The organism is Nocardiopsis dassonvillei (assembly GCF_964273065.1).
Taxonomy (GTDB): domain Bacteria; phylum Actinomycetota; class Actinomycetes; order Streptosporangiales; family Streptosporangiaceae; genus Nocardiopsis; species Nocardiopsis dassonvillei_B.
This window is the reverse complement of record NZ_OZ186815.1, coordinates 3,311,014-3,334,642: the sequence shown is the minus strand read 5'-3', so window position 1 is coordinate 3,334,642 and position 23,629 is coordinate 3,311,014. Positions and strand designations below refer to the sequence as shown.

At 72.9% G+C, this 23,629-nt stretch carries 19 protein-coding genes; 17 read left to right on the top strand and 2 right to left on the bottom strand.

Annotated elements, in window-relative coordinates:
* Positions 1 to 48 precede the first annotated feature (48 nt).
* Genes ACSUPR_RS14790 through ACSUPR_RS14770 form a run of 5 tightly spaced genes read left to right on the top strand, consistent with a single transcriptional unit; the run spans position 49 to position 7,520 of the window.
* The gene (locus tag ACSUPR_RS14790) at positions 49 to 1,299 is read left to right on the top strand and encodes an SWIM zinc finger family protein (RefSeq protein ID WP_436892017.1); all 1,251 of its coding nucleotides are present in this window, start codon (positions 49 to 51) and stop codon (positions 1,297 to 1,299) included.
* Positions 1,296 to 2,867 (top strand): DUF5691 domain-containing protein, encoded by a 1,572-nt coding sequence (locus tag ACSUPR_RS14785; RefSeq protein WP_436885193.1) that lies wholly within the window; start codon positions 1,296 to 1,298, stop codon positions 2,865 to 2,867. The genes ACSUPR_RS14790 and ACSUPR_RS14785 overlap by 4 nt, the downstream gene beginning before the upstream one ends.
* Positions 2,864 to 3,982, top strand: coding sequence for an ATP-binding protein (locus tag ACSUPR_RS14780; RefSeq protein ID WP_436885192.1), 1,119 nt, complete (start codon positions 2,864 to 2,866; stop codon positions 3,980 to 3,982). The genes ACSUPR_RS14785 and ACSUPR_RS14780 overlap by 4 nt, the downstream gene beginning before the upstream one ends.
* Positions 3,982 to 6,354, top strand: coding sequence for a DUF5682 family protein (locus ACSUPR_RS14775; protein WP_436885191.1), 2,373 nt, complete (start codon positions 3,982 to 3,984; stop codon positions 6,352 to 6,354). Before ACSUPR_RS14780 ends, ACSUPR_RS14775 begins: the two co-directional genes overlap by 1 nt.
* Positions 6,355 to 6,368: 14 nt before the next feature.
* Positions 6,369 to 7,520, top strand: a complete 1,152-nt coding sequence (locus ACSUPR_RS14770; RefSeq protein WP_436892016.1) for a VWA domain-containing protein — start codon at positions 6,369 to 6,371, stop codon at positions 7,518 to 7,520.
* Positions 7,521 to 7,749: 229 nt separating this feature from the next.
* Here the strand turns inward: ACSUPR_RS14770 and ACSUPR_RS14765 are convergent, their stop codons facing one another.
* The gene (locus ACSUPR_RS14765) at positions 7,750 to 8,256 is read right to left on the bottom strand and encodes a hypothetical protein (protein WP_436885190.1); all 507 of its coding nucleotides are present in this window, start codon (positions 8,254 to 8,256) and stop codon (positions 7,750 to 7,752) included.
* Positions 8,257 to 8,357: 101 nt separating this feature from the next.
* On the opposite strand from ACSUPR_RS14765, the gene ACSUPR_RS14760 reads away from it, so the two are divergent.
* The 3 genes from ACSUPR_RS14760 (at position 8,358) to ACSUPR_RS14750 (ending at position 11,337) form a co-directional block, all read left to right on the top strand.
* A complete protein-coding gene (locus tag ACSUPR_RS14760) occupies positions 8,358 to 9,485 on the top strand; it encodes a hypothetical protein (protein WP_436885189.1) in 1,128 nt (375 codons plus the stop codon).
* 80 nt (positions 9,486 to 9,565) lie between these two features.
* On the top strand, positions 9,566 to 10,549 hold the full coding sequence (locus tag ACSUPR_RS14755) for a hypothetical protein (protein WP_436885188.1): 984 nt from the start codon (positions 9,566 to 9,568) through the stop codon (positions 10,547 to 10,549).
* Positions 10,550 to 10,626: 77 nt separating this feature from the next.
* Complete coding sequence (locus ACSUPR_RS14750) at positions 10,627 to 11,337, top strand: Crp/Fnr family transcriptional regulator (RefSeq protein ID WP_436885187.1); 711 nt, start codon at positions 10,627 to 10,629, stop codon at positions 11,335 to 11,337.
* 12 nt (positions 11,338 to 11,349) lie between these two features.
* Here ACSUPR_RS14750 and ACSUPR_RS14745 read toward each other — a convergent pair whose 3' ends face one another.
* A complete protein-coding gene (locus tag ACSUPR_RS14745; RefSeq protein ID WP_436885186.1) occupies positions 11,350 to 11,808 on the bottom strand; it encodes a hypothetical protein in 459 nt (152 codons plus the stop codon).
* A 201-nt stretch (positions 11,809 to 12,009) separates the two neighbouring features.
* On the opposite strand from ACSUPR_RS14745, the gene ACSUPR_RS14740 reads away from it, so the two are divergent.
* The 9 genes from ACSUPR_RS14740 to ACSUPR_RS14700 all read left to right on the top strand — a co-directional run bounded on the left by ACSUPR_RS14740 (position 12,010) and on the right by ACSUPR_RS14700 (position 23,535).
* Positions 12,010 to 12,744 carry a hypothetical protein gene (locus tag ACSUPR_RS14740; RefSeq protein WP_436885185.1) on the top strand — a complete coding sequence of 245 codons (735 nt, stop codon included), beginning with the start codon at positions 12,010 to 12,012 and terminating at the stop codon, positions 12,742 to 12,744.
* A gap of 9 nt (positions 12,745 to 12,753) precedes the next feature.
* Positions 12,754 to 15,096, top strand: a complete 2,343-nt coding sequence (locus tag ACSUPR_RS14735; RefSeq protein ID WP_436885184.1) for a hypothetical protein — start codon at positions 12,754 to 12,756, stop codon at positions 15,094 to 15,096.
* On the top strand, positions 15,093 to 16,301 hold the full coding sequence (locus ACSUPR_RS14730; protein WP_436885183.1) for a hypothetical protein: 1,209 nt from the start codon (positions 15,093 to 15,095) through the stop codon (positions 16,299 to 16,301). The genes ACSUPR_RS14735 and ACSUPR_RS14730 overlap by 4 nt, the downstream gene beginning before the upstream one ends.
* The gene (locus ACSUPR_RS14725; protein ID WP_436885182.1) at positions 16,291 to 17,658 is read left to right on the top strand and encodes a DUF4407 domain-containing protein; all 1,368 of its coding nucleotides are present in this window, start codon (positions 16,291 to 16,293) and stop codon (positions 17,656 to 17,658) included. Before ACSUPR_RS14730 ends, ACSUPR_RS14725 begins: the two co-directional genes overlap by 11 nt.
* 568 nt (positions 17,659 to 18,226) lie before the next feature.
* Entirely contained in the window at positions 18,227 to 19,576 is a 1,350-nt protein-coding gene (locus ACSUPR_RS14720; protein WP_436885181.1) for a hypothetical protein, read from the top strand.
* The gene (locus tag ACSUPR_RS14715; RefSeq protein ID WP_436885180.1) at positions 19,573 to 20,070 is read left to right on the top strand and encodes a hypothetical protein; all 498 of its coding nucleotides are present in this window, start codon (positions 19,573 to 19,575) and stop codon (positions 20,068 to 20,070) included. The genes ACSUPR_RS14720 and ACSUPR_RS14715 overlap by 4 nt, the downstream gene beginning before the upstream one ends.
* A 35-nt stretch (positions 20,071 to 20,105) precedes the next feature.
* Positions 20,106 to 20,780: a vWA domain-containing protein gene (locus ACSUPR_RS14710; protein ID WP_436885179.1), complete on the top strand. Its 675-nt coding sequence runs from the start codon at positions 20,106 to 20,108 to the stop codon at positions 20,778 to 20,780.
* 476 nt (positions 20,781 to 21,256) lie between these two features.
* A complete protein-coding gene (locus ACSUPR_RS14705; RefSeq protein ID WP_436885178.1) occupies positions 21,257 to 22,549 on the top strand; it encodes a protein phosphatase 2C domain-containing protein in 1,293 nt (430 codons plus the stop codon).
* A 2-nt stretch (positions 22,550 to 22,551) separates the two neighbouring features.
* Positions 22,552 to 23,535: a hypothetical protein gene (locus ACSUPR_RS14700; protein WP_436885177.1), complete on the top strand. Its 984-nt coding sequence runs from the start codon at positions 22,552 to 22,554 to the stop codon at positions 23,533 to 23,535.
* Positions 23,536 to 23,629 lie beyond the last annotated feature (94 nt).

The window sequence follows — 23,629 nt, the reverse complement described above, 5'->3', positions numbered from 1 at the left end:
GTATGGGCCGTCGCCCCGGACGCCGCGTCCCGCAAAGCCGCCGTCAAGGTGGCCAAGGCGGCGTCGTGGCCGCAGCGGGGGGCGGTCGCCGCGCCCACCGGGGGCGCCTCCGCAGTGTGGGGGGAATGCCAGGGCAGCGGCTCCAAGCCCTACCTGGCCGCCGTCCACCTGGACGGCGGCACCGGCCCCGCCTACAAGTGCAGCTGCCCCAGCCGCAAGATCCCCTGCAAGCACATCCTGGGCCTGCTCTCCCTGTGGGCGCAGGGCGAGGTCGCGGACCGCGAGGACAAACCCTCCTGGGTCGGCTCCTGGCTCGACGGCCGGGCCGCCCGGCAGGCGCGCGCGGCCGACCCGGCCAAGGCCGCCCCCGCCGACCCCGCCAAGGCGGCCGCCACCCTGCGCGCCCGCGAGGAGGCCGTCGACGCCGGGCTCGCCGAACTGCGCCTGTGGCTGCACGACCAGATCGACGCCGGTCTCGCCGAGGTCCCCAAGCTCGGCTACGACCACTGGGACCGCATGGCCAAGCGCCTGACCGACGCCAAGGCGCGCGGCGCCTCCGGCTGGGTCTCCCGGCTGCCCGCCGTGGCCCGCCAGGACGGTTGGCCCGAACGGGTGCTGGAGCACCTGGGCCTGCTCCACCTGCTCATCGACGGCTACCGGGCCGGGGACGCCCTGGGCGAGCGCACCCGCGGCGCTGTCCGCTCCCGGGTCGGCATCACCCTCAAGGCAGAGGAGGTGCGGGCCGGCGGCGAGAGCGTGAGCGATGTCTGGCAGGTCCTGGGCCGGCGCACCGTCCGCGGGGCAGAGGACGACATGACGGGCCTGCGGGTGTGGCTGCGCGGCACCGGCACCGGGCGCACCGCCCTCGCCCTCAGCTTCGGCCGCGCGGAACAGGCGCCCACCACCCCCTACCGGCTCGGCACCGCCGTCGAGGCCGACCTGTCCTTCTACCCCGACGGCCACCGGGTCGTCCCCGACCCGGGCACCGAGCGCCCCGGCACCGTCCCGCGGGGCGGCACGGTCGCCGAGGCCCTCGACGCCCACGCCGCCGTCCTCGCCGAGGACCCGTGGCGCGAGGCGTGGCCGGTCGTCCTCGCCGACGCCGTCCCCGCCCGGGACGACCGCTGGTACCTGGCCGACCCCGCCGGCGACGCCCTCCCCCTGACCACCACCTCCCCCCGGCGCCTCCTGGCGGTCACCGGCGGGCGCCCCGCCACGGTCGCCGCCGAATGGTCGCCCGCCGAGGGGCTCACCCCCATCGCCGTGTGGGACCGGAACGGAAAGGCGATCCCCCTGTGACCACCCCCTCCCCGGCGGCCGGGCGCCCCGCCCCCCGGGACCCGGACGGCCCGGCGCAGGCCCCCGACTCCTGGGACCTGCTGGTCTCCGCCGCACTCGTGGGCACCGCCCGCCGCTCCGTGCCCGACACCCCCGACCTGCCCGCCACCGCCGAGACCGAGGGCGCCGCCGCCCTGCTCGACCGGGCCGCCCTGGCCACCGTGCGCCGCCTCGCCGGCCACACGCCCGCGCGGGTGGCGCCGATCGACCCGGACCCGGGCCCCGACCGGCCCGAGGCCGGGGAACCGGCCGCCCGACGGCTGTCGGTGATCCTGTCCGACCGGCCCGAGCTCCTGCCCGAATGGCTGGCGCTGGCCGCCGCCGCGGGCCTGCGCGCCCCCGCCGAACACCTGCCCGAACTGCTGGACCGGGGCGCCCGCGACAGCTCCCTGCGGCCCGCCATCGCCGCCGCCTGCGGTTCGCGCGGCCGCTGGCTGGCCCGCCACGAACCCGACTGGGAGTACCTGCTCACCGAGTCCGTCCCCGACGACGTGTTCGACGAGGACGTCTGGCTGCACGGCACCGCGGGCGAGCGCCGCCGCATGCTCGGCGCGCTGCGCGCAGCCGACCCCGCACGGGGCCGCGACCTGCTCGCCGCCGTCTGGCCCGACCTGCGCAAGGCCGAGCTGCGCCGCCGCCTGCTGGAGGCGATGGAGACCGGCCTGGGCCCCGAGGACGCCGACCTGCTCGAGACCGCCCTCGACGACAAGGGCGCCAACGTGCGCGGCCTGGCGCTGTCCCTGCTCACCCGGCTGCCGCACAGCGCCCACGCCGACCGGCTGCGCGGCCACGTGCGGGCCCACGTCCGTCCCGGCCCCGACGACACCATCGTCGTCACCCCCGTCGGAGCCGAGGAGGCCGACCTGCTGCGCGACCTCGCCCTGGCCCGGCCGGCCGGCGAGGTCGGCCGCCGCGAACGCGCCGAGTACCTGTGGACGCTCGTCACCCGCACCCCGCTCGACGTGTGGACCGACCTGTTCGGCACCGGCCCCGCCCAGGTCCTGGAACGGGTCGACCGCTCCGGCGACGCCGAACTCCACGACGCCCTGCTCAACGCCATCGGCGTCCAGGAGGACCGGGACTGGGCCCGCGCCGCCCTCGGCCTCCTCGAGGGCCGGGTCACCGACCGCATGGTCAGTGCCGCCCGGGGCCGCCGCTCCCTCCAGCTCGAACCGCTGCTGCGGGTCCTGCCCGTCGGGGAGCGGTGCGCCCTGGTGGAGCGGTCCTTCGGCCCCCGCACCGGGACCCGCGACGTGTGGTCGCTGCTCAACGCCGTTCCCGGGCCGTGGACGGCGGCCCTGGCGCACCAGGTCGCCGACCGCCTCGGCGGCAAGGGCTGGGAACGCGACCACGGCGGCTACCGCTCCGTGTGCCTGCTCCTCGCCGAGCGCACACCCCCCGAACTCGTCCATGACCTGCCGCAGGATCCCCCGTCCCTGGAGGCCGTCGGCGGCACCGGCGACTCCGCCTACCGCACCCTGCTCGGCACCCTCCGCTTCCGCCTCGACATGCACAAGGAGCTCGTGTGACCACCTCCTCCGCCCCCTCCCTCTCCACCGATGCCGCCCAGGCGCTGCGCCCCCACGCGGAGCAGACCTACGCCGCCGAACTGGAGGCGCTGGCCAAGGCGGACGACCGGCTCCGCCCGCCGGGCTGGAAGCTCTCCCCCTGGGCGGTGACGCGGTACCTGCTGGGCGACACCCTGGAGGACGGCACCGAGATCACGCCCAAGTACATCGGGGCCCGCCGCGTCGTCGAGGTCGCCGTGGCCACCCTGGCCACCGACCGCGCGCTGCTGCTCATCGGCGTTCCCGGCACCGCCAAGACCTGGCTGTCGGAGCACCTCGCCGCCGCGATCTCCGGCGACTCCACGCTCCTGGTGCAGGGCACCGCGGGCACCTCCGAGGAAGCCGTCCGGTACGGCTGGAACTACGCCCGGCTGCTCGCCGAGGGCCCCTCCAAGGAGGCGCTGGTGCCCAGCCCCGTGATGACGGCGATGGCGCGCGGCGCCGTCGGCCGCATCGAGGAGCTCACCCGCATGCCCTCCGACGTGCAGGACGGCCTCATCACCGTGCTGTCGGAGAAGGCGCTGCCGGTGCCCGAGCTGGGCATCGAGGTGCAGGCCCAGCGCGGGTTCAACATCATCGCCACCGCCAACGACCGCGACCGCGGCGTCAACGACCTGTCCAGCGCGCTGCGCCGCCGGTTCAACACCGTGGTGCTGCCGGTGCCCGACAGCGCCGAGGACGAGGTCCGCATCGTCACCCAGCGGGTGGAACAGCTGGGCCGGTCGCTGGAGCTGCCCGAGATCCCCGCGGGGCTCGACGAGATCCGCCGGGTGGTCACCGTGTTCCGCGAGCTGCGGTCCGGGGTGACCGAGGACAACGGCACCAAGGTCAAGTCGCCCAGCGGGACGCTGAGCACCGCGGAGGCGATCTCCGTGCTGACCAGCGGGATCGCGCTGGCGGCGCACTTCGGGGACGGGGTGCTGCGCCCCGCCGACGTGGCCGCCGGGATCCAGGGCGCCGTGGTCCAGGACCGGGTGTCCGACGGCGTGGTCTGGCGCGAGTACCTGGAGACCGTGGTCCGCGGCCGCGAGGGCTGGGGCGAGTTCTACCGCGCCTGCCGCGAGGTGGGCGCCTGATGGCACGACTGGACACGAGCGGCCTGCACGTCCTGGGCGTGCGGCACCACGGGCCGGGTTCGGCCCGCGCGGTCCGGGCGGCGCTGGCCGAGATCAAGCCGGACGCGGTCCTCATCGAGGGGCCGCCCGAGGCCGACGCGCTGATTCCGCTGGTGGGGGAGCTGGAGCCGCCGGTGGCGCTGCTGGTGCACCTCGCGGACCCGCACAAGGACCCGGCGGCCTCTGCCGCGGGAAAGGGTTCCGCCGCGGCCGGAGGCCGTCCGGTGAGGGCGGGCGACGGGTGGGCGTTCTGGCCGTTCGCGGCGTTCTCGCCGGAGTGGGAGGCGCTGCGCTACGCCGCCGAGCACGGTGTTCCGGTGCGGTTCTGCGACCTGCCCGCCGCGCACACCCTGGCGGAGCGCCTGGCCGGGGCCGAGAAGCCGGCGGAGCCGACCGAGGAGGGACCCGCCGAAGACGGGGGGACCGAGGAGGGGGCGACCGAGGACCCCGAGGCGGTCGGCCGGGACCGGCTCCGCCTGGACCCCCTCGGCGTGCTCGCCGAGGCCGCCGGGTACGACGACGCCGAGCGCTGGTGGGACGACGTCGTCGAGCAGCGGGGCGGCGGAGAACCCTCGCCGTTCCCCGCCATCGCCGACGCCATGGCCGCCGTCCGGGAGGAGAGCGGGCCCGAGCGGGGCCGCGGCGCCCGCCGCGAGGCGTACATGCGCCAGGTGCTGCGCGCCACCCTCAAGGAGGGCCACGAGCGGGTCGCCGTCGTCTGCGGCGCCTGGCACGCGCCCGCCCTGCGCGGCGTCGCCGACTTCCCCGTCAGCGCCGACACCGCACTGCTCAGGGGCCTGCCCAAGGTCAAGGTCAACGCCACCTGGGTGCCCTGGACCCACGGCCGCCTCGCCTCCGCCAGCGGCTACGGCGCCGGGGTCACCGCACCCGGCTGGTACCACCACCTCTACACCGCCCCCGACCTGCCGATCCACCGGTGGCTCACCGACGCCGCACGCAGGCTGCGCGAAGAGGGCCAGCACGTGTCCTCCTCGCACGTCATCGAGGGCGTACGGCTCGCCGAGAGCCTCGCCGTCCTGCGCGGCCGCCCCCTGGCCGGGCTCGACGAGGTGTCCGAGGCGCTCACCGCCGTCCTGTGCGAGGGCGAACCCGTCCGCGCCGCCCTGGTGCACCGGGCCATGGCGATCGGCGAGCGCATGGGCTCGGTGCCGCCCACCACGCCCATGGTCCCGCTCCAGCGCGACGTCATCGCCGCCCAGAAGCGGCTGCGGATCAAGGCCGAGCCGTTCGACCGCGACCTCGACCTGGACCTGCGCAAGGAGGGCCACCGGGAGCGCAGCGTCCTGCTGCACCGGCTGCGCATGCTGGACGTCCGCTGGGGCGAACCGATCGACACCCAGGGCGGCAAGGGCACCTTCCGGGAGGCCTGGCGCATCCGCTGGGAGCCCGAGCTGGACGTCGCGCTCATCGAGGCCAGCCGGTGGGGGACCACCGTCGCCGGGGCGGCCTGCGCCCGGGCCGCCGAGCGCGCCGCCGACGCCGACCTGCCCGAGCTCACCGCCCTCACCGAGCAGTGCCTGCTGGCGGACCTGGCCGACGCCCTGCCCGACGTGCTGGCCCTGCTCACCGACCGGGCCGCCGCCGACGGCGACGTCACCCACCTGATGGGGGCGCTGCCCCCGCTGGCCCGCTCCGCCCGCTACGGCGACGTGCGCGGGACCGACTCCGCGCACCTGCGCACCGTCGCCGAACAGATCCTGCGCCGGGTCTGTGTGGGCCTGCCCCCCGCCGTGCACGGCCTCGACGACGAGGCCGCCGCCCGGTTCGTCACCCGCATCGACCGGACGCACTCCGCCGCCACCCTGCTGGGCGGCGAGGCGCTCGCCGAATGGGAGGCGACCCTGGGCTCCCTGGCCCGCCGGGAGACACTGCCCGGCCGGATCTCGGGCCGCCTCAACCGGATGCTCTCCGACGCCGGGCACATCGACGCCGACGAGCTGCGCCGCCGCCTGGGACTGGCCATGTCCCAGGGCACCGAGCCCGCCGCGGCCGCCGCCTGGCTGGAGGGGTTCCTCCAGGGCAGCGGGCTCGTCCTGGTCCACGACGACCGGATGCTCGGCCTCATCGACGCCTGGCTGCTGGGCCTGCCCGAGGAGCGGTTCACCGCGGTCCTGCCGCTGCTGCGCCGCACCTTCGGGGCGTTCGACGGCTCCGAGCGCAGGGAGATCGGCGAGGCCGCGGGCCGACTGGGGAGCGCCGGCGCCCGGACCGCCGACGACCGCGCCCGGGTCCCCGTGGACGCCGACCGGGCCGCTCCCGCCCTGGCCACCGCCCTGGCCATCCTCACCTACGGAAGGAAGCGCGCATCGTGAACGCCGCGGACACCATGGACGAGCGCGAGCGCCGCTGGCGGCTGGTGCTGGGCCGGGAGGCCCGCTGCGCCTCCGGTCTGGGCACCGCCGACCAGGCGATGGACGCCGCCCTGGAGGCCCTCTACAACCGCGGCGACGCCGCGGCCGGAGGCGGCGGCGAGCGCTCCGCGGGCCTGGGCGGCTCCGCCCCCCGGGTGGCCCGCTGGCTCGGCGACATCCGGGAGTACTTCCCCGCCACCGTCGTCCAGGTCATGCAGAAGGACGCCATGGACCGGCTGGGCCTGCACCAGCTCCTCCTCGAACCCGAGATGATGGAGGCCGTCGAGCCCGACGTCCACCTCGTCGGCACGCTGCTGTCCCTCAACCGGGTCATGCCCGACAAGGCCCGCGAGTCCGCCCGCGCCCTGGTCCGCAGGGTCGTCGAGGACCTGGAGCGGCGGGTCGCCCAGAAGACGCGTTCGCTGGTGCAGGGCGCCATCGACCGCTCCGCCCGCACCCACCGGCCGCGCCGCGTCTCCGACATCGACTGGAACGCGACCATCCGCCGGAACCTCGCCCACTACCTGCCCGAACAGGGCACGATCGTCCCGCAGACCCTCGTCGGGTACGGGCGGCGCAGCCAGGGGGTGCAGAAGGACGTAGTGCTGGCCATCGACCAGAGCGGCTCGATGGCGTCGTCGGTGGTGTACGCGAGCGTCTTCGGGGCGGTGCTGGCGTCGATGAGGACGCTGCGCACCTCGCTGGTCGTGTTCGACACCTCGGTGGTGGACCTCACCGAGCAGCTCACGGACCCGGTGGAGGTGCTGTTCGGCACCCAGCTGGGCGGCGGCACCCACATCAACAAGGCGATCGCGTACTGCCAGGGGCTGATCGACCGGCCCGACGACTCCATCTTCGTGCTGATCAGCGACCTGTACGAGGGCGGTGTCCGGGCGGAGATGCTGCGCCGGATCGCGTCCCTGCAGGCGGCGGGGGTGCAGGTCGTGGTGCTGCTGGCGCTGTCCGACGAGGGCGCGCCGTTCTACGACCGGGAGAACGCCGCCGCGCTGGCGGAGATGGGGGTCCCGGCGTTCGCCTGCACCCCGGACGTGTTCCCGGAGCTGATGGCCGCCGCCATCCAGGGGCAGCCGCTCACCGCCTGGGTGGACAGGCAGAAGGACGCCTGACCGCGTCCCGGGCGGCCCCGGGGACGCGGTGCCCCTGGACGAAAGGGCCCTGGGTCCCGGGTGGGGCACCGGGCCCCGGGGAAGGACTGCGTCCGAGAATCCGGGCCATCCGATGGGAGCATGGGCTGTTCACCGGTGGACACCACCGGAATACTCGATCCGGGCGGGCGGGGCTGTGGCGGTCTCCGCCCGCCCTTCCCATGCCCGCGGCGCAAGCCGGAAGCCGGGCTCAGCCGCCGTAGAGGTGGACGCGGTCGTCGACCTCCACGGCCGGCTCGGAGGTGTGCCAGGCCCGGTGACCGATGCGCAGGGTCCAGTCGCTGTACAGCCGGTCCGACAGGTGGGAGGCGGCGGTGAGGCGGAAGTTCGCCCGGTAGCGGCCGACCTCCCCCGGGCGCAGGGTGAACAGGGGGCGCGGCCAGCGGCGCGGGAAGGCGTCCGTCCCGCCGGGAGAGGTGCGCGCGACGGTCAGCAGGCCGCCGTGCTCGCTCAGGCGCAGGAACCACGGGACATCGGAGCGGGCGACGTACCGTGCCTCCTCCTCCGGGGCGTAGCCTCGCCATTCGCGCAGGGCGACGTCGTGGAGGAGGACGGGAGCTCCGGGATCCGGCTCGGGGAGCTCCGGGAGGGCGAAGGTCCCGGGCAGGCCGCGGCGCAGGTCGGCGGACCGGGCGACGCGACCGGCCCTGGTCCACCAGACGGAGACGCGCTGCACGGTGATCGGGGGAGTACGCATACTCCGATCATCACCCGAGGACACGCGGACAGAGGGTCATCCCACCCGGAGGGTCCGCTGATTACTTTGAGTGATCAAAGTGTCTCGGAAAGCGGTGTGCCGTGCCCTCACGATTCCTGTCCCCGACGCGCGTCGCCGCCGGGGCCTCCGCCGCCGCGGTGCTGGCGGTCCTCGCCCCCGCCCTTCCGGCGGCGGCCGGGGAGGAGGTCTGCGCGCACGCCCGCGAGGACGGCTCCTGCGTCCTGTACCTGAACGGCGTCGCCGAGGCGCCGGAGGTCCGGGAGGACGGAGCGTGGCTGGAGGTGACCGGCGGGGACCCGCGCTGCCGCACCGAGGCGGGCGTGCCGGTCGACGTGCTCCCCGGCGAGGACGGCGTGTTCCACCTGTTCCCCGGGGAGTCGCCCGTCCACTGCGACGTCACCGTGCCCGCGCGGGACGGCGGGGCCGCGGGGCGGGAGGGGCCGGCCGGCGGAGCCGGGGAGGTTCCCGCTCCCGGGGAGGACGGGGCGGGCGCCGGGGCGCCGGGCGGCCCCGCGCCGGAGCCCCGGGAGGGAGCCCCCGCCGGGGATGCCGTGCCCCCGGACGCGTCCGGAGCCGAGGAACCCGGTTCCGCTGCCGGGGCCCTCGGAGCCGCCGAGACCGGGGGGCCTGCGACGGATCCCGCACCGTCTCCCGGGCCCTCCGCCCCGCCCGCACCGGACTGCCCCGAGCGGGAGGTGCAGCGCTTCGCCGTCGAGCGCGGCGGCACCTGCGGGGGTGCGTCCTTCGCGCAGTGGCCCGACCCGGAGGCCGCCGCCGGTCAGGCGGCGCGACCCGCGTTCACCGACCTCGCCGACCGGCTCGGCGTGTCCGTGTTCGACCTCGCCGAGCACCTGGGGGTCGACGGGGTGCGGGGAGTGTCCCGTCGCACCGTCGACGAGCTCGCGGCCATGCTCGGGATCACCCCGCAGGAACTGGTCGAACGCGCCGAGGAGGCGGCCGCCGCGGTGCTGGCCGAGGAGGCCGGCAAGCCCGTCGCGGGCGGGCCGCCCGCAGGCCTGCCGGGCCTGTCCGCTGACCTTCCCGGCCTGCCCGGAGTCCTGCCCGGCCTGTCCGGATCCCTGGCGGGGAAGCCGACCCGCCTGCCCGAGACCGGCCCCCGCACGGCGGTGCTCGTGCACGGCGGTGTTCTACTGGGCACGGCGGGGGCGCTGATCCTGCTGCTGACCCGCCGCCGCCTGCCGTCCTGAACCGGTCGGTGCAGCGGGGAACCCCCGGCCGCCCCCGGGAGTCCCAGACGGTGGGCGCGACCGAGGGGGAGAGGGGTCTGGTGGACGGAACGCACACCGGTGATCTGCTGGCCGGGGACGGCGAGGGGCCGGAGGAGGTCAACGACCTGCTGGACGACGGCGGTGACACCGTCAGCGCCGCCAGGCGTCCCCTGCGGGGCGCCGTGGAGGACTCGCCGGACATGACCGCGACGACGGTCCTGCTCCGGGACGAGCTGGGCCTGCCCACGGTCGGCGAGATCGGCGGCGACCTGCTGGGCGCGGACGGCGAGGCGGCGGCCCGCGAAACCGGCCTGCCCGGCCGGGCGGTGGGACTGCCCGCGAAGCCGGTCCCGGACACCGTGATCGACGAGTCCGACCACCCGGGCCTGGCGCTGCGCGCGGTGTCCCTGCGCGGCGACCGCAACCGCGCCCAGGGGCGGCCCCGGCAGGAGTCCTTCGGCCTGTACCCGCTGGAGCACCGGGGGGAGGGGTTCGCCCTGGCCGTCACGGCCTGCGGCTTCCCCACGGTCCGGGACGCCGACCGCGTCCGCCGGGTGCTGTGGCGGGGCGTGGCCACCCGGATGGCCGAGTTCGCCGCGCCGCTCCGGGACCCTGAGCACTTCCGCGGCCTGTGCGCCCTGCTCCTGGGGCAGGCGACGGAGGTGGGGCCCGGCGGCGCGTTGACGGCCGCCCTGGTCCGGCTCTCCCCGGAGGGGGAGACCACGGACTGCCTGCTGTTCGGGACCGATGTCTCGGCGGCCCGCCTGCTGCGCGGCGGCGCGTGGGAACCGCTGCCCGCCACCCTGCCCGCGGAGCCCGGCGGCGTCCACGTCAACGGGCACCGCATCGAGCCCGGCGAGGCGCTGCTCATGTGCGGGGAGGGCCTGTCCGGCCCGATGGCGGACGCGGAGGTCGCCGACCGGCTGGCCGCCCAGTGGGGCTCGGGCCGCGTGCCGGGGCGGACGGAGTTCGCCTGGCAGCTGGACTTCCGCGCGGACGGCCACGACACCGACCGCACCGCCGTCTGCCTCTGGGGCCTGTGACCGGAACTCCCCGGACCTTCACGGCAAACCCCCTGTCCCGCGGCCGGAGAATCGACATCATGGATCCGGGAGGAACCATGACGATACGAACCCCCTGGCCGCACGGGACTTTCATGGCCCGTCTGAACGTGGCCACCGCACACCGCCTGGTCGGGGCGGCCCCGGCCCGCCGGGTCGACGCCGGAACCGTGCTGGTCCGGCAGGGGGACCGCTCCGGCGAGGTGTTCCTGTTGGAGCCGTGCGCCGCCGACTCCCCGGTGTTCGCCATGATCGGTGCCGTGCTGCGCAACGGCACCGAGGCGATGCTCGGGGTCCGGGTGCACGGCGACGTGGTGGGGGAGATGCGGTTGTTCCGGGAGGACGGCGAGGCCACCGCCACGGTCACCGCCACCACCGCGATGGCGGTCCGGGCCTTTCCGGGTGAGGCCTTCCGGGAATTCCTGAAGGAGCATCCTGACGCCTGGTCAGCGCTCACCGCCGTCATGGGGGACCGCTTGGCCGACTCCGACCGGCGCCGGGCGGAGTTCGTCGGTTACGAGGTGCCCGCCCGGCTGGCCCGGCTCCTGACGGATTTCGCCGCCCGGCACGGCTTCCCCGACCAGGGCGGTACGGATGTGGGCATCCGGCTCTCCCAGGAGGATCTGGGCAAGCTGATCGGGGCGAAGCCCGACGCCGTCAACAAAGCCCTGCGGGAACTGCGCGGCCGGGGGCTGGTCAGGTCGGGTTACCGGAAGGTCGTCATCACCGATCCGGCCGGTCTCCGGGAGATATACGAAGAACACGGATGATCCGGTCCCCGGTCATCCGACCACTTGTGAAACCGCACCGTTGAGAACGATGAGGAACAGCATCAGCGAAAGCCACGGAAGGCATCGCTGTATGTGGTGGTTCTTCTCTCTGGATACCCGGACCAGCACAGAGACCATTCCCCACACCTCATCGGTCGACAGGGGCCTTCCCGGAGAAAAGTCGGTGAGCCCCATCACCATCCGTCCGCGGCCGAAGAGCGTACGCGGACGCAGCGCCGAGACCAGGTGGTAGCCGGACAGCACGAAGGCCACGCAGCACGCCAGTAGTGGCAGCCACCCCGGCAGCGGGCCTGCGCCCAGCGGCGGGCCCGTGTTGATCAGTGCCAGCGAGAACCCGATCTGGGCCACGCACAGGAATCCGATCTTCGTGTCGGCCTGGCCGATGTTGTTCTGGAAAAACGCCACCACGGCGAACGCCGAGTGGATACCGTCCTCTTCGGAGGAAGCCACATCCATCCTTCCTTCGGGATTCGTCCTCCCCTCATGGCACACCCCCGTGCCGTCCCCGAACCCTGATCGGTACGGATTCTCCTGTGTGCCGACGACCACAGCCCGGGATCCCGTCGATTGCCGACCAGTCCGGAATCTTCCCGGTGGCATGTCAGCACACTGTTGAGACCGCATGGTCCTTTCTGTGAAAGCAGTGATGAAATGGTCAAAGCGCCAGAATTCGGTCGTCGGCTCATCATCGCCGTCGACGCCAAGGGCTACGGCGGCTCCGACGAGCTGACCCAGCACCACATCCAGGAGACCCTCCCCGAGCTCCTCGGGGAGGCCGCCGCGGCCTGTCGCCTCGACCGCTCAGAGTGGTATGTCCAGTTCACCGGTGACGGCGAGCTCGCGGTCCTGCCGCCGACGGTGCCCGAGCCCGTCGTCCTGGACGAGTACGTGCCCGCCATCGTCCACGGACTGCGCAGGCACAACCTGCACCGCACCGAGGCCGGGCGCCTGCGCCTGCGCCTGGCCGTGCACCACGGGTCCGCCAACCTCTCCCGGCAGTCCGGCCACCGCTCCGGAAGCGGCATCGTCACCGCCGCCCGCGTGGTGGACGGCGATCCCCTGCGGAGGGCCCTGGAGGAGTCCGGTGCCGACCTCGTGCTCGCCGTGACCGCTCCGATCCACCAGGACGTGGTCCTCCCCGGCCACACCCGCCTGACGCCCGAGGACTTCACCCTGACCACCGTTCGCAACAAGGAGTACGAGGAACCCGTCTGGGTTCACACCCCCGGGCGCGCCCCGGCGGTGAGTGACACCCCAGCCCCCGGTCCGGAGACGGGGCGGGAACGGCCCGGACCCGGACCGGAGCAGCGAGAATCCCCTGCGGTCAGCACGGTCATCCACGGAGACGTCGACGCCCGCAACGCCGTCTTCGGCATCTCCTCCTAGGCGGGGTCCATGAGCCACGACCCCGAACGTGACGGCGTCCCCCCGGGCGGGGCGGACGCCGAGGACCACGGACCGGATCCGGAGCAGGGCCGGGAGAGCGGTTCCCGCGAACGCGTCGGCGAGCAGGAGGAGGCGTTCTTCGACAGTGCCGTGCCCGGTGGTGGCCACCGGAGTCGTGACGAGGCGTTCCGCCGCCGCGTCACCAACATCTTCTACGGAACGGTCAACGCCAACGAGGCGACCTTCGGAACAGCGGACGCCTCCGCCGACGGCCCCCGGGCCCGCACCACGGGTGACGGCCGGCTGCTTCCCCGCGAGATCGAGGAGGCGGTCGGCCGCTACGTCCACCCGGGAGGGTTCGGCCGGGCCTTCGACCTCCTCACCGAACACCGGGTTCTGATCCTGTCCGGCCGGCCGGGCGGCGGCCGCCGGGCGGGCGCCATCCGACTTCTCACCGAGCTCGGTGTGGACGAGATCCTGCTGCTCCCACCCGGCCGCACCCCCGACGAGCTGAGTCGTGAGGCCTTCCGCTCGGGGTGCGGCTACATCGTCCTCGACTGGTTCGGCGCGGATTCGGCGGGTTCGCGCGCCGAGCACGAGTACACCTGGTCCCTGGTGCGCGAACGCGTCCGCGACCGGTCGGCACACCTCATCCTCACCTGTGCCCCCTCCCTCCGGATCGGTGCCCTCGCCCCCCGGACCGACCTGGGCAGGCCCGACACCGGCGCTGTGCTACGCGAGCACGCGGGCGACGGAGTCCCCGCCGAAGAGGTGGCGGCCGCGGCGGAGGCGATCCCTGCCGACCGGTCGATCGCAGACCTCGTCGACGTCGCCGGGCGGCTCGCCGACGGTGAACCCGCCGAGTCGGCCGTCGACGCGGTGCTGCACTCCTCCTCACGGGAGCGGGTGAAGCGCTGGTTCGACACCGACCCCGACCGCCGGGCCATCGCCGGCGTCACCGCACTGGCCCTGGCGGAAGGGCTCCACGAGCGGGACCACGAGATGCTGGCCAAGCGCCTGCACGCCCGTCTGCCCAAGGTGGCCGAACGAACGGGGAGCCTCGTCACCGCCGCCGCACCCGAACCCGTCCCGGACCGGCTGCCCGAGGACTGCCTCCGGCGCGGCGGGGACGACCTCCTCATACGCGTGGAGTACCGGGACGACGGCCGCTTTCCCCGCCGCCACCCGGTGTTCCGCGAGCCCGGGGACCGGGCGGTGGTGCTGCGGTTCCTCTGGGAGCGCTACGACGTCGACTTCTGGGACGCCGTGCGCGTCTGGACGGGCGACGTCCTCTCCCAGCCCCGTCCCCAGCGGCAGGTGGCACTGGGCCGAGGCTTGTCCGCACTGGCGGCCACCGCCTTCGAGGAGGTCCACGACCTCTACCTGGAGCGTTGGTCGCTGCGAGGAGGAGTGGTCGGCCGACAGACCTGCGTCTTCGTCCTGTGGGCCATGTGCCTGGACGGCATGGCCGCCACGGTCCTGCGCACCGTGGGCCGCTGGATCGCGCACGGCACCGACGCGCAGGCGGAACTCGGCCTGCGGGTGTGGAGTGGCGAACTCGGCGTCACCTACCCGTTGGAGGCCGTGAACCGCCTGATCGCGATGCTCTGTGACACGGAGGAGAGGCCGGAGCGCAGGATGGAGGCGGCGTTCTCACTCGGTGCGCTCTTCGGCAGCCTCATCGACCGCGAGGCCAACGCCCGGATCCTCGTCACGGGGCTGCACCGGACACTCACCGAGATGCCCCGCTTCGGACGCCACCGGCTGGAGCGGCGCTTTCTGCTCATGGCGGTCGTCAACGCCTTCTCGGCCGTCACCAGCGAGCCGATCCTCGACGAGGGCGCCATCGACGACGAAGGGGAGAACGGTGCCGAACCCGGGGAACAGTCCCCGGAGAACCGGGCGACCGGGGCGGGGGCCGAGGCGGAGCGGAGCGACCGGTCCGAGCCGGAGGAACCCCGGGGAGACACGGCCATCGCCCGGCACGTGGTGCTCGCTCCCGACCAGATTCCCAAGGTGGCCGTCCTGTGGGCGGAGATCCTGCGCTTTCGCACGGCACGGCCGGTCGTCATCGAGGCACTGCTGCTCACCGTGCGGTCCCTGCAGCGCGGCGGCGGCGAGGCACAGGAGAGGGCGCGCGAACTCCTGCGGGAGACCGCGGCGAACCTGCCCGCGGAAGAACGGCAGGGGCTGCGGACCACACTTTCCGACGCCGTGCGCCGACACGGCGACAAGGAGCTCACCCTGGCCCTCATGGACCTGCTCACCGGTGTGTTCGGTGAAGGCGGCACGCCCCCCGGAACGCGGGGCGACTCCGGCACCGGCCAGTTCAGGAAGGCGATGCGAGTATGAAGACACCCGACTATCCGATCGTCGAGCACAAGGTGCTGCCCCCGGCGCCGCGCCGGGGCCTGTTCGGCCTCCTGGGGCCATCCCGCGACCCGGCCGAGCTGCCCGCCGCCTCCGCCAGCCAGGTCCTGGTCTACCGCAGCGGGGGCGAGTTCCACATGGACCGTGGCGGCCTGGCCAAGGACGATCCCGTCGTGGTCCGGGCCGACCATGTCAGTGTGGTCGACATGGCCCGGGACGTCTCGGTCACCGTTCCGATGACCATCCCGTCCACCGACGACGTCGGTTTCGAGCTGCGCGCCGGTTTCGCCTGCACGGTCGTGGACGCCGTGACGGTGGTGCGTGAGGGGCGGGCCCGCGCGACGGACTTCCTTACCGACTACCTCAACCGCTACGACCGGCTCAGCCAGTTCTCCCAGGGACTGCCGCTGAGCGCGATCAACCAGGTCCGCGAAATGGTGCAGAGCCAGATCAAGGCGTTCGTCGACCTGGTCCCGCCGCAGATCGACGGGATGCGGATCACCTACCTGGGTACGGACGTGCTCACTCCCACCGCCCTGAGCGAGCGCCGGGAGGAGATGCGCACCACCCGCCAGCAGCACGAGAGCGCGAAGACGCGCACCGAGAACGAGCACGAGCTGCACGCGATGGTCACCGCCCACACCAAGGCCATCATGGGCGAACTCAGCGAGGCCATCCAGAACGACACCATCAACGTGGTGATGATGGCCCTGGCCAAGGAGGAGCTCAGCTCCACGCAGGTCATCCAGCGCATCTCGGCGGAACGGGACCAGGCCATACAGCGCGAGGAGCAGCGGCTGGAGGCCGAGCGCGCGGACTGGCGGCTCAGGGACGCGGAGAAGCGCGAGGACATGCTCCGGCACCAGACCTGGTCGAGGGAGGACGAACGGGCGCGCATGGAGATGCGCTACCAGATCGCCAAGACCGCCATCGAGAACAACTACATGGACGGCTCCCTGTCCACGGCCGAGGTCGTGAACTTCGTCGATCCCGCTCTGCGCCCCGGAGCAGAGCAGGCCATCGCCGAGGGGGTCACCACCGTAGAGGAGGCCGACACCCTCGTCGTCGACGATGACGCGGCCCCGGGGGCGGGAGGCGGTGGGACCGGCCGTGACGTGAGCGGGAACGGCGGCCGACCACCGGTGTTCCGACCCACCCCCGTGAGTGAGGACGACCATGACGCATGACGCGGACACGGTGCCGTTCGCCGTCGTCGACGACGTCTCCCCCCCGAAGGAGAAGACCGAGGCGGCCCCGCCCCCCATCCCCCTGATCCGTCCCGAGAGCGGGTGGGCCGCGGGCCCCTCCCGGTGGCTGCGCCGCCTCACGGGTGTGGACGAGGACCTCATCGCCAGAATCGACCTGGAGAGGCCCGGCTACACCCTCCAGGGCATGGTGGTCCTGGCCACGGCGTTGATGGCCGGGATCTCCATGTTCGTGGCGCTGGACCGGTTCACCCCGGCTCCGCTGCCCGTGGTGGCCGCGGTGGCACTGTTCTGGGCCGGGGTCATCCTCGTCTTCGACTGCTGGATGCTCTCGGTGATGCACGGTTCCCGCGGCAACGGCTGGGGGTACCTGGGGCGTGTCCTGATCTCCGTGGTGATCAGCCTGGTCGTCGCCGAGCCACTGCTGCTGACCCTGTTCCGGCCGTCGATCGAGCACGAGCTCACCGTCACCCGGGAGCAGGAGCAGGACACCTTCCGGTCGGCCCTGGAGCGTTGCAACCCGGTCTCCGGAGAGCAGAGCACCGAGCCGGACTGCGTCGGCGAGTACCTGCTGTCCCTGGGCGACGACCCGTTCATCGCGCAGCAGAGTGAGCTGGAGACGGTCACCGGCGAGCGCGACGAACTCAGGGAACGCGTCGAGAACCTCCAGGCGGAACTCGACGAGAAGAACAAGAAGGCCCAGGAAGAGTGCAACGGCACCTCGGGCGAAGGGCTGAGCGGGATCGTCGGTGTGGGTCCCAGCTGCACCCGACTGCGCGAGGAGGCGGACGACTTCGCCCGGACCTCCTCGCTCGCCGAGTACCAGGAGGACCTGCGCGAGCGGGAGGAACGGGTCGTCGAACTCACCGGCGAGATCGGTACATCCTCGGTCTCCTTCGCGCAGGCGAGGGCCGAGGCCATCGACGAGCGGGTCCAGGCGCGGGCGGCGGAGGCGGGCCGACACGGCATCATCGACGAGATGGAGGCGCTGGGCAGGCTCGCCGCGGACAGCCTGCACGTGCTGGCCGCCGTGTGGCTGGTCCGGATCCTGCTGGCCCTGGTGGACATGTTCCCGGTGCTCACCAAGATCCTGGTCCCGCGCAGCAGATACGACGGGATGTACGCCAAGGAGGCCGCCGTCCGGCAGACCTTGCACGACATGGAGCTCCGGGAGTACCTGGACCACGTGCGAATGATGGCGGCGCGCCGGGACGGCGAGCGTGAGCGCAGCATTCGGGAGACGGAACTGCGCGACCACGCCGCCCTGATGAACATGGTCGACGCCCAGGCGGCCCGCTACCGGGGGGAGGAGGGGACCGACGGCGATCGCGACCGCTGATCCGGTCGCGGACGGCGCCCGGGGCGGCACCTCTGCGGATGCCGCTCCGGGCCCATCCGCCGGGGATCCGGTGAGGACGTCGGAGGCGTCCCGGACATGCTCGGGGCGACGCCGCTTCGCGGTCGTGCGCGTCCGGGAGCGGAACCGTACGCGGACCGAGCGCGAGAGGCCGGCCTCGGAGAACGAGGTCCGCGGTGAAGCCGAGCAGGCCGACCGTTTCGGAAATCCGGCTCCGCGGGTCGCACTGCTGTCCGCCTTCGGGGCTGTAACGCGTATCGGTTGTCCTCTTGTCCTCATCCGGTCAGGAGAGTGAGCGATATTTGGCTTTTATGATGTTTTTTCATCGAAAAACGTGAGCTCGAAAGGCAAAAGTTCGTATTCTGGTGGTGTGCGATAGAGGGAAAGCCGCCATCCCCATTCCTGCAGAGCTTTCGCCGTTAGAATTCACGTGAATCCAGGGCGGTTCAGTCCTCAAGATCCCTTCCTATACCCCCTCCGGCCAGCCACCGGGGCATTCCGCCATGCCCTGGGAACGAGGCCGGTCACGGAAAGTGATGAGTAGAAGCCGGTGAAGACCGAAATCCCCTTTGGAGACGAACCCGCCCTGGTCGAGGAACTGCGTTCCCTCGCCGCGGAGGAAAGACTCTCCGGCCGGGCGGCCCACCTGTCCGCGTTGGCCGACGATCTGAAATCCCGGTCCAGGCTGGAGGTCTGGTCCGAGGTCGACTTGGGTGCGTCCTTTCCCCTGGAGTCGATCGGTCCGGCTCCGGCCGGGGGTGCCGCGCACAGGGTCCTCGACGTGCTCCCCAGCGGACTGGTCTTCCTTCCCGTGCTCATCACCTGGGCGGGACTGGCCGCGGCATCCGGAGCACACGGCCGCTCCCACGCGGACCCGGCCCTGGAGGGCATGTCCTTCCTGGAGCGGTGGCAGGACGGCTTCAACGGGGCGCTTCCGGGCTGGCTCGCCTTCGACCAGGTCGCGTACTACACGCTGACCGGGATCGTGCTGCTCATCGGCGCGGTCCTGGTGCAGAACGTGCAGCGTCGCCGCACCGAGGCCCGGAACGAGTATGAACGGGCCGAGCTCGCCCGGCGCCTGACCTCCGCACTGGCGGCGGCCAGGTTCGTCCTGGCACCGGTCCGTCTCGGCCATCCTGCCCGGATCGCCGACGAGCTCGGCGCCAGTGTCACCAAACTGCGCAAGGTCGGCCAGATCGCAGAGCGGGCCCAGGAGGACGTACGCGCCGCCCTGGCAGAGACCCGCAAGAGCATGCGCTCCGCGCAGGAGACCGTCGCGGAACTACGCGAGGGCAGCGTCACCGTGGGCTCCGCCGTACGCGAAGGGCTGGATGTGGTCCACGACCTGTACGGCAGGCTCGGTGAGGTCGCCGAGGCGATCGACCGCGTCGCGGGGGCCTCCGAGGGCCTGGTGCGTACGGCCGAGGAGGAGCGTACCCGTACCCGGGAGGAACTGACCGGGCTGGTCGGAGAACTGGCCGAACAGGTCCGGCGGGCGGTCGACGACGGACAGGAGCGCCTCAACGCCTCCGTCGCCGCCTCCTCCACCGAGATCGTTCGCGCACTCGAGGAGGGGGAGAGGGAGCTGCGCGCTTCCCTCGACGAGTGGCGCGAGGTCAATGCGGGCATCGCCCACCGCAATGAGACCGCGGGGGACCTGGCGGGCCAGGCCGTCGAGACCGTCGGGGAGCTGCCGCACCAGGTCCAGCTGCTCAGGGAGAGCATCGACGCCATGCGTGAGGCGCTGGAGAACGACGAGGAGGAGCCGGATGACTGGGACGAGGATCCCGAGGAGGACGGTGAGGCCCCGGAGGAGTGGGACGACTCCGAGGCAGGGGAGCCAGAGGACCGGGATGATCCCGACGGAGAAGTCGACTCCCGTGAGCTGGTGGCACGGTGAAGGACGGCCACTTCTCCACCCCGTCCGTGGCGATCGCGGGGTGGCTCTTCGCGGACCTCTTGTTGGCCTTCCTCATCATCACGCTGGGCATGGACTCCAGCCCTCCGGCCGAACCCGAGCCTGAACCCGTCGCCGAGGGAATAGCCGAACCCGTTCCCCACGGCCTCGACCTCTCCCCCGTCGTGGTCGAACTCCACGGGATTTCCCCGGCGGGGGCCGAGACCGGGGACGAGGAGGTGGTGGAGGAACTCCGCGAGGCGCTCGCCGAGCACGACCTCGCCGACCGGGAGGCGGGCATGGTGCTCACCTTCGGTGCCAACGGCGGAGCCGCGGAGGGGGAGCGGTTCGCCTCCGACGTCAACGAGCTCCTGCCGCAGGTCCACCCGGGTGTCTTCGACACCGCCGTCACCCGCACCTTCCACAGTCTCGGGGGCGCTCCGGGCTGGCTGCGGATCGAGATCTACCTGTTCGCGGCCCCCGAACCGACCGACTGACCACACGCACGAGCCGGACCCGAGGAGAACCCACAGTGAGTCAGCAGATCCTTCCCTTCTACCTGGTGTGCGACGAGTCGACGTCCATGGAGGGAGAGCCGATCCAGGCCATCAACAGCGCCCTGCCCGACCTGCACGCCACGATCGGCGCCAATCCCGTGGTGTCGGACAAGGTCCATTTCGCGATCGTCGCCTTCAACCACGAGGCGCAGCTCCTGCTGCCGCTGTCCGACCTCAGCGACCTGGAGTCCGTGCCCCGGCTGGAGGCCACCGGAGGCACTTCCTACGGGGAGGCGTTCACCCTGCTGCGGGAGACCATCACTCAGGACGTGGACCGGCTCAAGGCCGAGGGACACCGGGTGTACCGCCCCGCCGTCTTCTTCCTCTCAGACGGGTACCCGGGGGACGGCGACTGGGACGTGGCCTACAAGAAGCTCACCGATCCCGGCTGGGGCCCTCACCCCAACATCCTGGCGTTCGGTTTCGGGCAGGCGGATCACCGGGTGATCCAGCAGGTGGCCACGGTCCGCGCGTTCATGGCCGACGGGACGCTCAGCCCGTCACAGGCCCTCCAGGAGTTCGCGCGGTCCCTGACCAACTCCATCGTCAACTCGGCCACTCGCTCCTCCGCGGCCCAGGACGGCGGGATGACCCTCGACATCCCCGACCACGTTCCCGGCTACACCGCCCTGCCGGCCGACCAGATCTGATTCCCGCTGCCGGAGAGGAGTGGCGCATGGACGGGATGGACAGGACCGGCAAACCGAGGCGTCCGAGGGCGCGCAAGTTCCAGGAATGGATCGGGAAGGGGAGGCCCGAGAGTGGGGAACGCCCTTCGGGCGGGCACACCCCGGGGGCCGGGGAACGATCGGCGATACCGGTCAACGGGCCGTTGCATCCCTCCCGGGGTTCCTCGGAAACCTCGCGGGAACCTACCGCGACGGAGGCGCCCGGAGAGGGTGCCGCGGGGCCGGACGGGCAGAGCACGGTGGTGCTGACCCGCGAGGACCGAGAGCGGGCGAGGGCACGCTCCCGTGAACGCGACGACGGGGAACCCGAGCACGGCGGTTCGGACACGCTGAGCCCCGTGACCCCGGCAGGACCGCCGCCAGAGGGAACGGAGTCGGCTGCGCGGCTCCCGGCGGAGGTGCGACCCGAGGAAGGGCGGCCGACCGAGCCCGTACCGATGGACGCGATCGTGTTCGCCGCCCTTGTACCGGGGGGAGTGGCCGACGCCCCCGTGCTGGAGCAGCCGACTGCGGACCCGGTGGTCTCCGGGGCGGCCTGCGAAGCCGGGCGGCAAGCGGCCGAGCAGAGGGTGTCCGGGGCGGCGGTCCACCCGACCGCATCGGAGCCGGTCTTGGAGGCGTCGGCACCAGGGGAACCAGAGGTGTCCGCGCCGGAGGCGGCCACGGATGCGCTGGAAGCCGGAGCGGCCGACTCGTCCGTGCAGGGACGGCGGCTCGGCGCCCCCGTACCGGAGCCTGCTGAGGAGGTGTTCGGGAACAGGGACACGACCCCTGAGCCGGAAGCGGTGGCGAGTGCGACGGAAGCCGGGGGGACCGACCCGACCACGCTGGTTCGGGCGGTCGGCGACCCCGCGCCGGAGGCGGTCCCTGCGCCGCGGGGGTTCGTGCCCCCGCCGGTGCTCACCCGGCCCGTCAACTCCTTGCACCACGCCAGGGAGCTTCCGGGACAGGAGTGGGCCGTACCGGACACCGTCATCGACGAGGCCGACTATGAGGGTCTGCACTTGAGGGCGGCCTCCCTGCGCGGGGACAAGCACCGCTATGAGAGGAGCACCCGCCAGGACGCCTTCGGCCTGCACGAGATCGAGCATTCCGGGCACAGGTTCGTCCTCGCCTGTGTGGCGGACGGCGTCGGCTCCCGACCCAGGTCGCACCGGGGCGCCGCCTACGTCTGCCGGATGTTGCACAACGTGGTGGCCGAGAACATGGAGAGCCTCGGTGAGGATGTGCAGGAGGGAGGCCGCCGGGTGGTCGGCGTCCTCGCCCGCGGCATGATCGACCTGGCCGGGAGGGAGCACTTCCCTGCGGACGAACTCTCCACCACGCTCACGGCGGTCCTGATCCGGGTGCCCGAGGGGGAGGGGAGGGCGCCGTACCTGACGATGTCCGTGGGGGACAGCCCCTTGTTCCGGCTGAAGGACGGGGTATGGCGACCATTGAACGTCGAACCGGACGAGGACGGGCTCATCCTCGACACCCGCACCGACGCGCTGCCGGACCAGGCGAGCACGGTGGTCGTGCAGACGGGAGAGCTGGACCTCGGTGACGTGCTCATGCTGTGCACCGACGGCCTGTCCGGCCCGATGGGCGCCCCGGCGGTCGCGGAGCAACTCGCAGACTGGTGGGGCGCGGGTCCGGTTCCCGGTCGGATGGAGTTCGGCTGGCAGCTCGACTTCCAGGCCAAGTCGTACAACGACGACCGCACCGCGGTCTGCGTCTGGAGGAGGTGACCATGTCGTTGCCGGCGCTTCTGGACGGTAGGGACGTCGACAGGTCGGCCCTGATCCTCGGGGACGAGCTGGGCAAGGGCGGCCAGGGCAGGGTGCACCGGGTCGAGGGCGGACCGTACGCCGGGGCCGTCTACAAGGAGTACACGCTTTCCGGAGCCGACCCGGCGGCCCTGGAACGCCTGGTCAGGTTCCCCTACCTGCTCACCGACACCGAGAGGGACCGGTTGCACGCCATGACCTGCTGGCCGCTGGCCCGGGTCGTGTCCAGCGGGTACCTGACCGGGTTCCTCATGCAGGAGATCCCCCGGCGGTTCGCGGGCCGGATCTCGAACGGCCAGGCCCGGCTGCGCGAACTCCAGTACCTCATCTTCGAGCCCAAGGCGCTGTGGGGGGACATCCGGCCGCCCGGGACCGAGGGCCGCCGGGAGCTGGCGCACCGGTTCGTCTCCCTCTTCCAACTGCTGCACTCGCGACGGATCGTGGTCGGTGACGTGTCCATGAGCAACCTGCTGTGGGATGCCGACGGCACGGCGGAGGTGTTCATGATCGACTGCGACGGTGTGCGCAGCGCGGGGGAGAAGCCCGTCCTGCCCCAAGCGGAGACACCCGACTGGAACGACCCCGAGCAGCCCGCAACCGGAGCCGACCTGGACACCGATCGGTACAAGCTGGCGCTCCTGGTGGGCCGGATCCTGAGCCGCCAGAGCAAGGTGCGTCCCGGGGAGCCGCTGGACCTGCTGCCCGGGCTTCCGCCGAACGTGGCCGATCGGGTGTCCCGCCGCTTCGCCGAGGCCGCGCGCGGGCGAGGGCAGCGGCCGGATGCCCACCAGTGGGGCTTCGCTCTGGGCGGGCGAACGGAGCTCCCGCTGAAGAAGCTCGAGCGCCGCCCCCCGGTCGATCTACCGGAGGCGAAACTGCAACCCTCCGTCGGTGTCGCGCGCGGCTGGGTCCCCCTCAGGAAGGACGGCGCGGGTCCGACGGGCTGAGGGCGGGCACGTTCCGTGTTCGTGGGCGGCGTCCGTGCGGACGCCGCCCACGCGTTCTCCACAGGGTGTGGAAAGTTCCCGCGCCGACGGGAGG

Excerpts from the sequence above, each read along its gene's own strand:
- ACSUPR_RS14775 (WP_436885191.1), top strand. The coding sequence starts at position 3,982 with ATGGCACGACTGGACACGAGCGGCCTGCACGTCCTGGGCGTGCGGCAC.
- ACSUPR_RS14770 (WP_436892016.1), top strand. The coding sequence starts at position 6,369 with ATGGACGAGCGCGAGCGCCGCTGGCGGCTGGTGCTGGGCCGGGAGGCC.
- ACSUPR_RS14765 (WP_436885190.1), bottom strand. The coding sequence starts at position 8,256 with ATGCGTACTCCCCCGATCACCGTGCAGCGCGTCTCCGTCTGGTGGACC.
- ACSUPR_RS14750 (WP_436885187.1), top strand. The coding sequence starts at position 10,627 with ATGACGATACGAACCCCCTGGCCGCACGGGACTTTCATGGCCCGTCTG.
- ACSUPR_RS14740 (WP_436885185.1), top strand. The coding sequence starts at position 12,010 with ATGGTCAAAGCGCCAGAATTCGGTCGTCGGCTCATCATCGCCGTCGAC.
- ACSUPR_RS14735 (WP_436885184.1), top strand. The coding sequence starts at position 12,754 with ATGAGCCACGACCCCGAACGTGACGGCGTCCCCCCGGGCGGGGCGGAC.
- ACSUPR_RS14730 (WP_436885183.1), top strand. The coding sequence starts at position 15,093 with ATGAAGACACCCGACTATCCGATCGTCGAGCACAAGGTGCTGCCCCCG.
- ACSUPR_RS14725 (WP_436885182.1), top strand. The coding sequence starts at position 16,291 with ATGACGCATGACGCGGACACGGTGCCGTTCGCCGTCGTCGACGACGTC.
- ACSUPR_RS14705 (WP_436885178.1), top strand. The coding sequence starts at position 21,257 with ATGGACGCGATCGTGTTCGCCGCCCTTGTACCGGGGGGAGTGGCCGAC.
- ACSUPR_RS14700 (WP_436885177.1), top strand. The coding sequence starts at position 22,552 with ATGTCGTTGCCGGCGCTTCTGGACGGTAGGGACGTCGACAGGTCGGCC.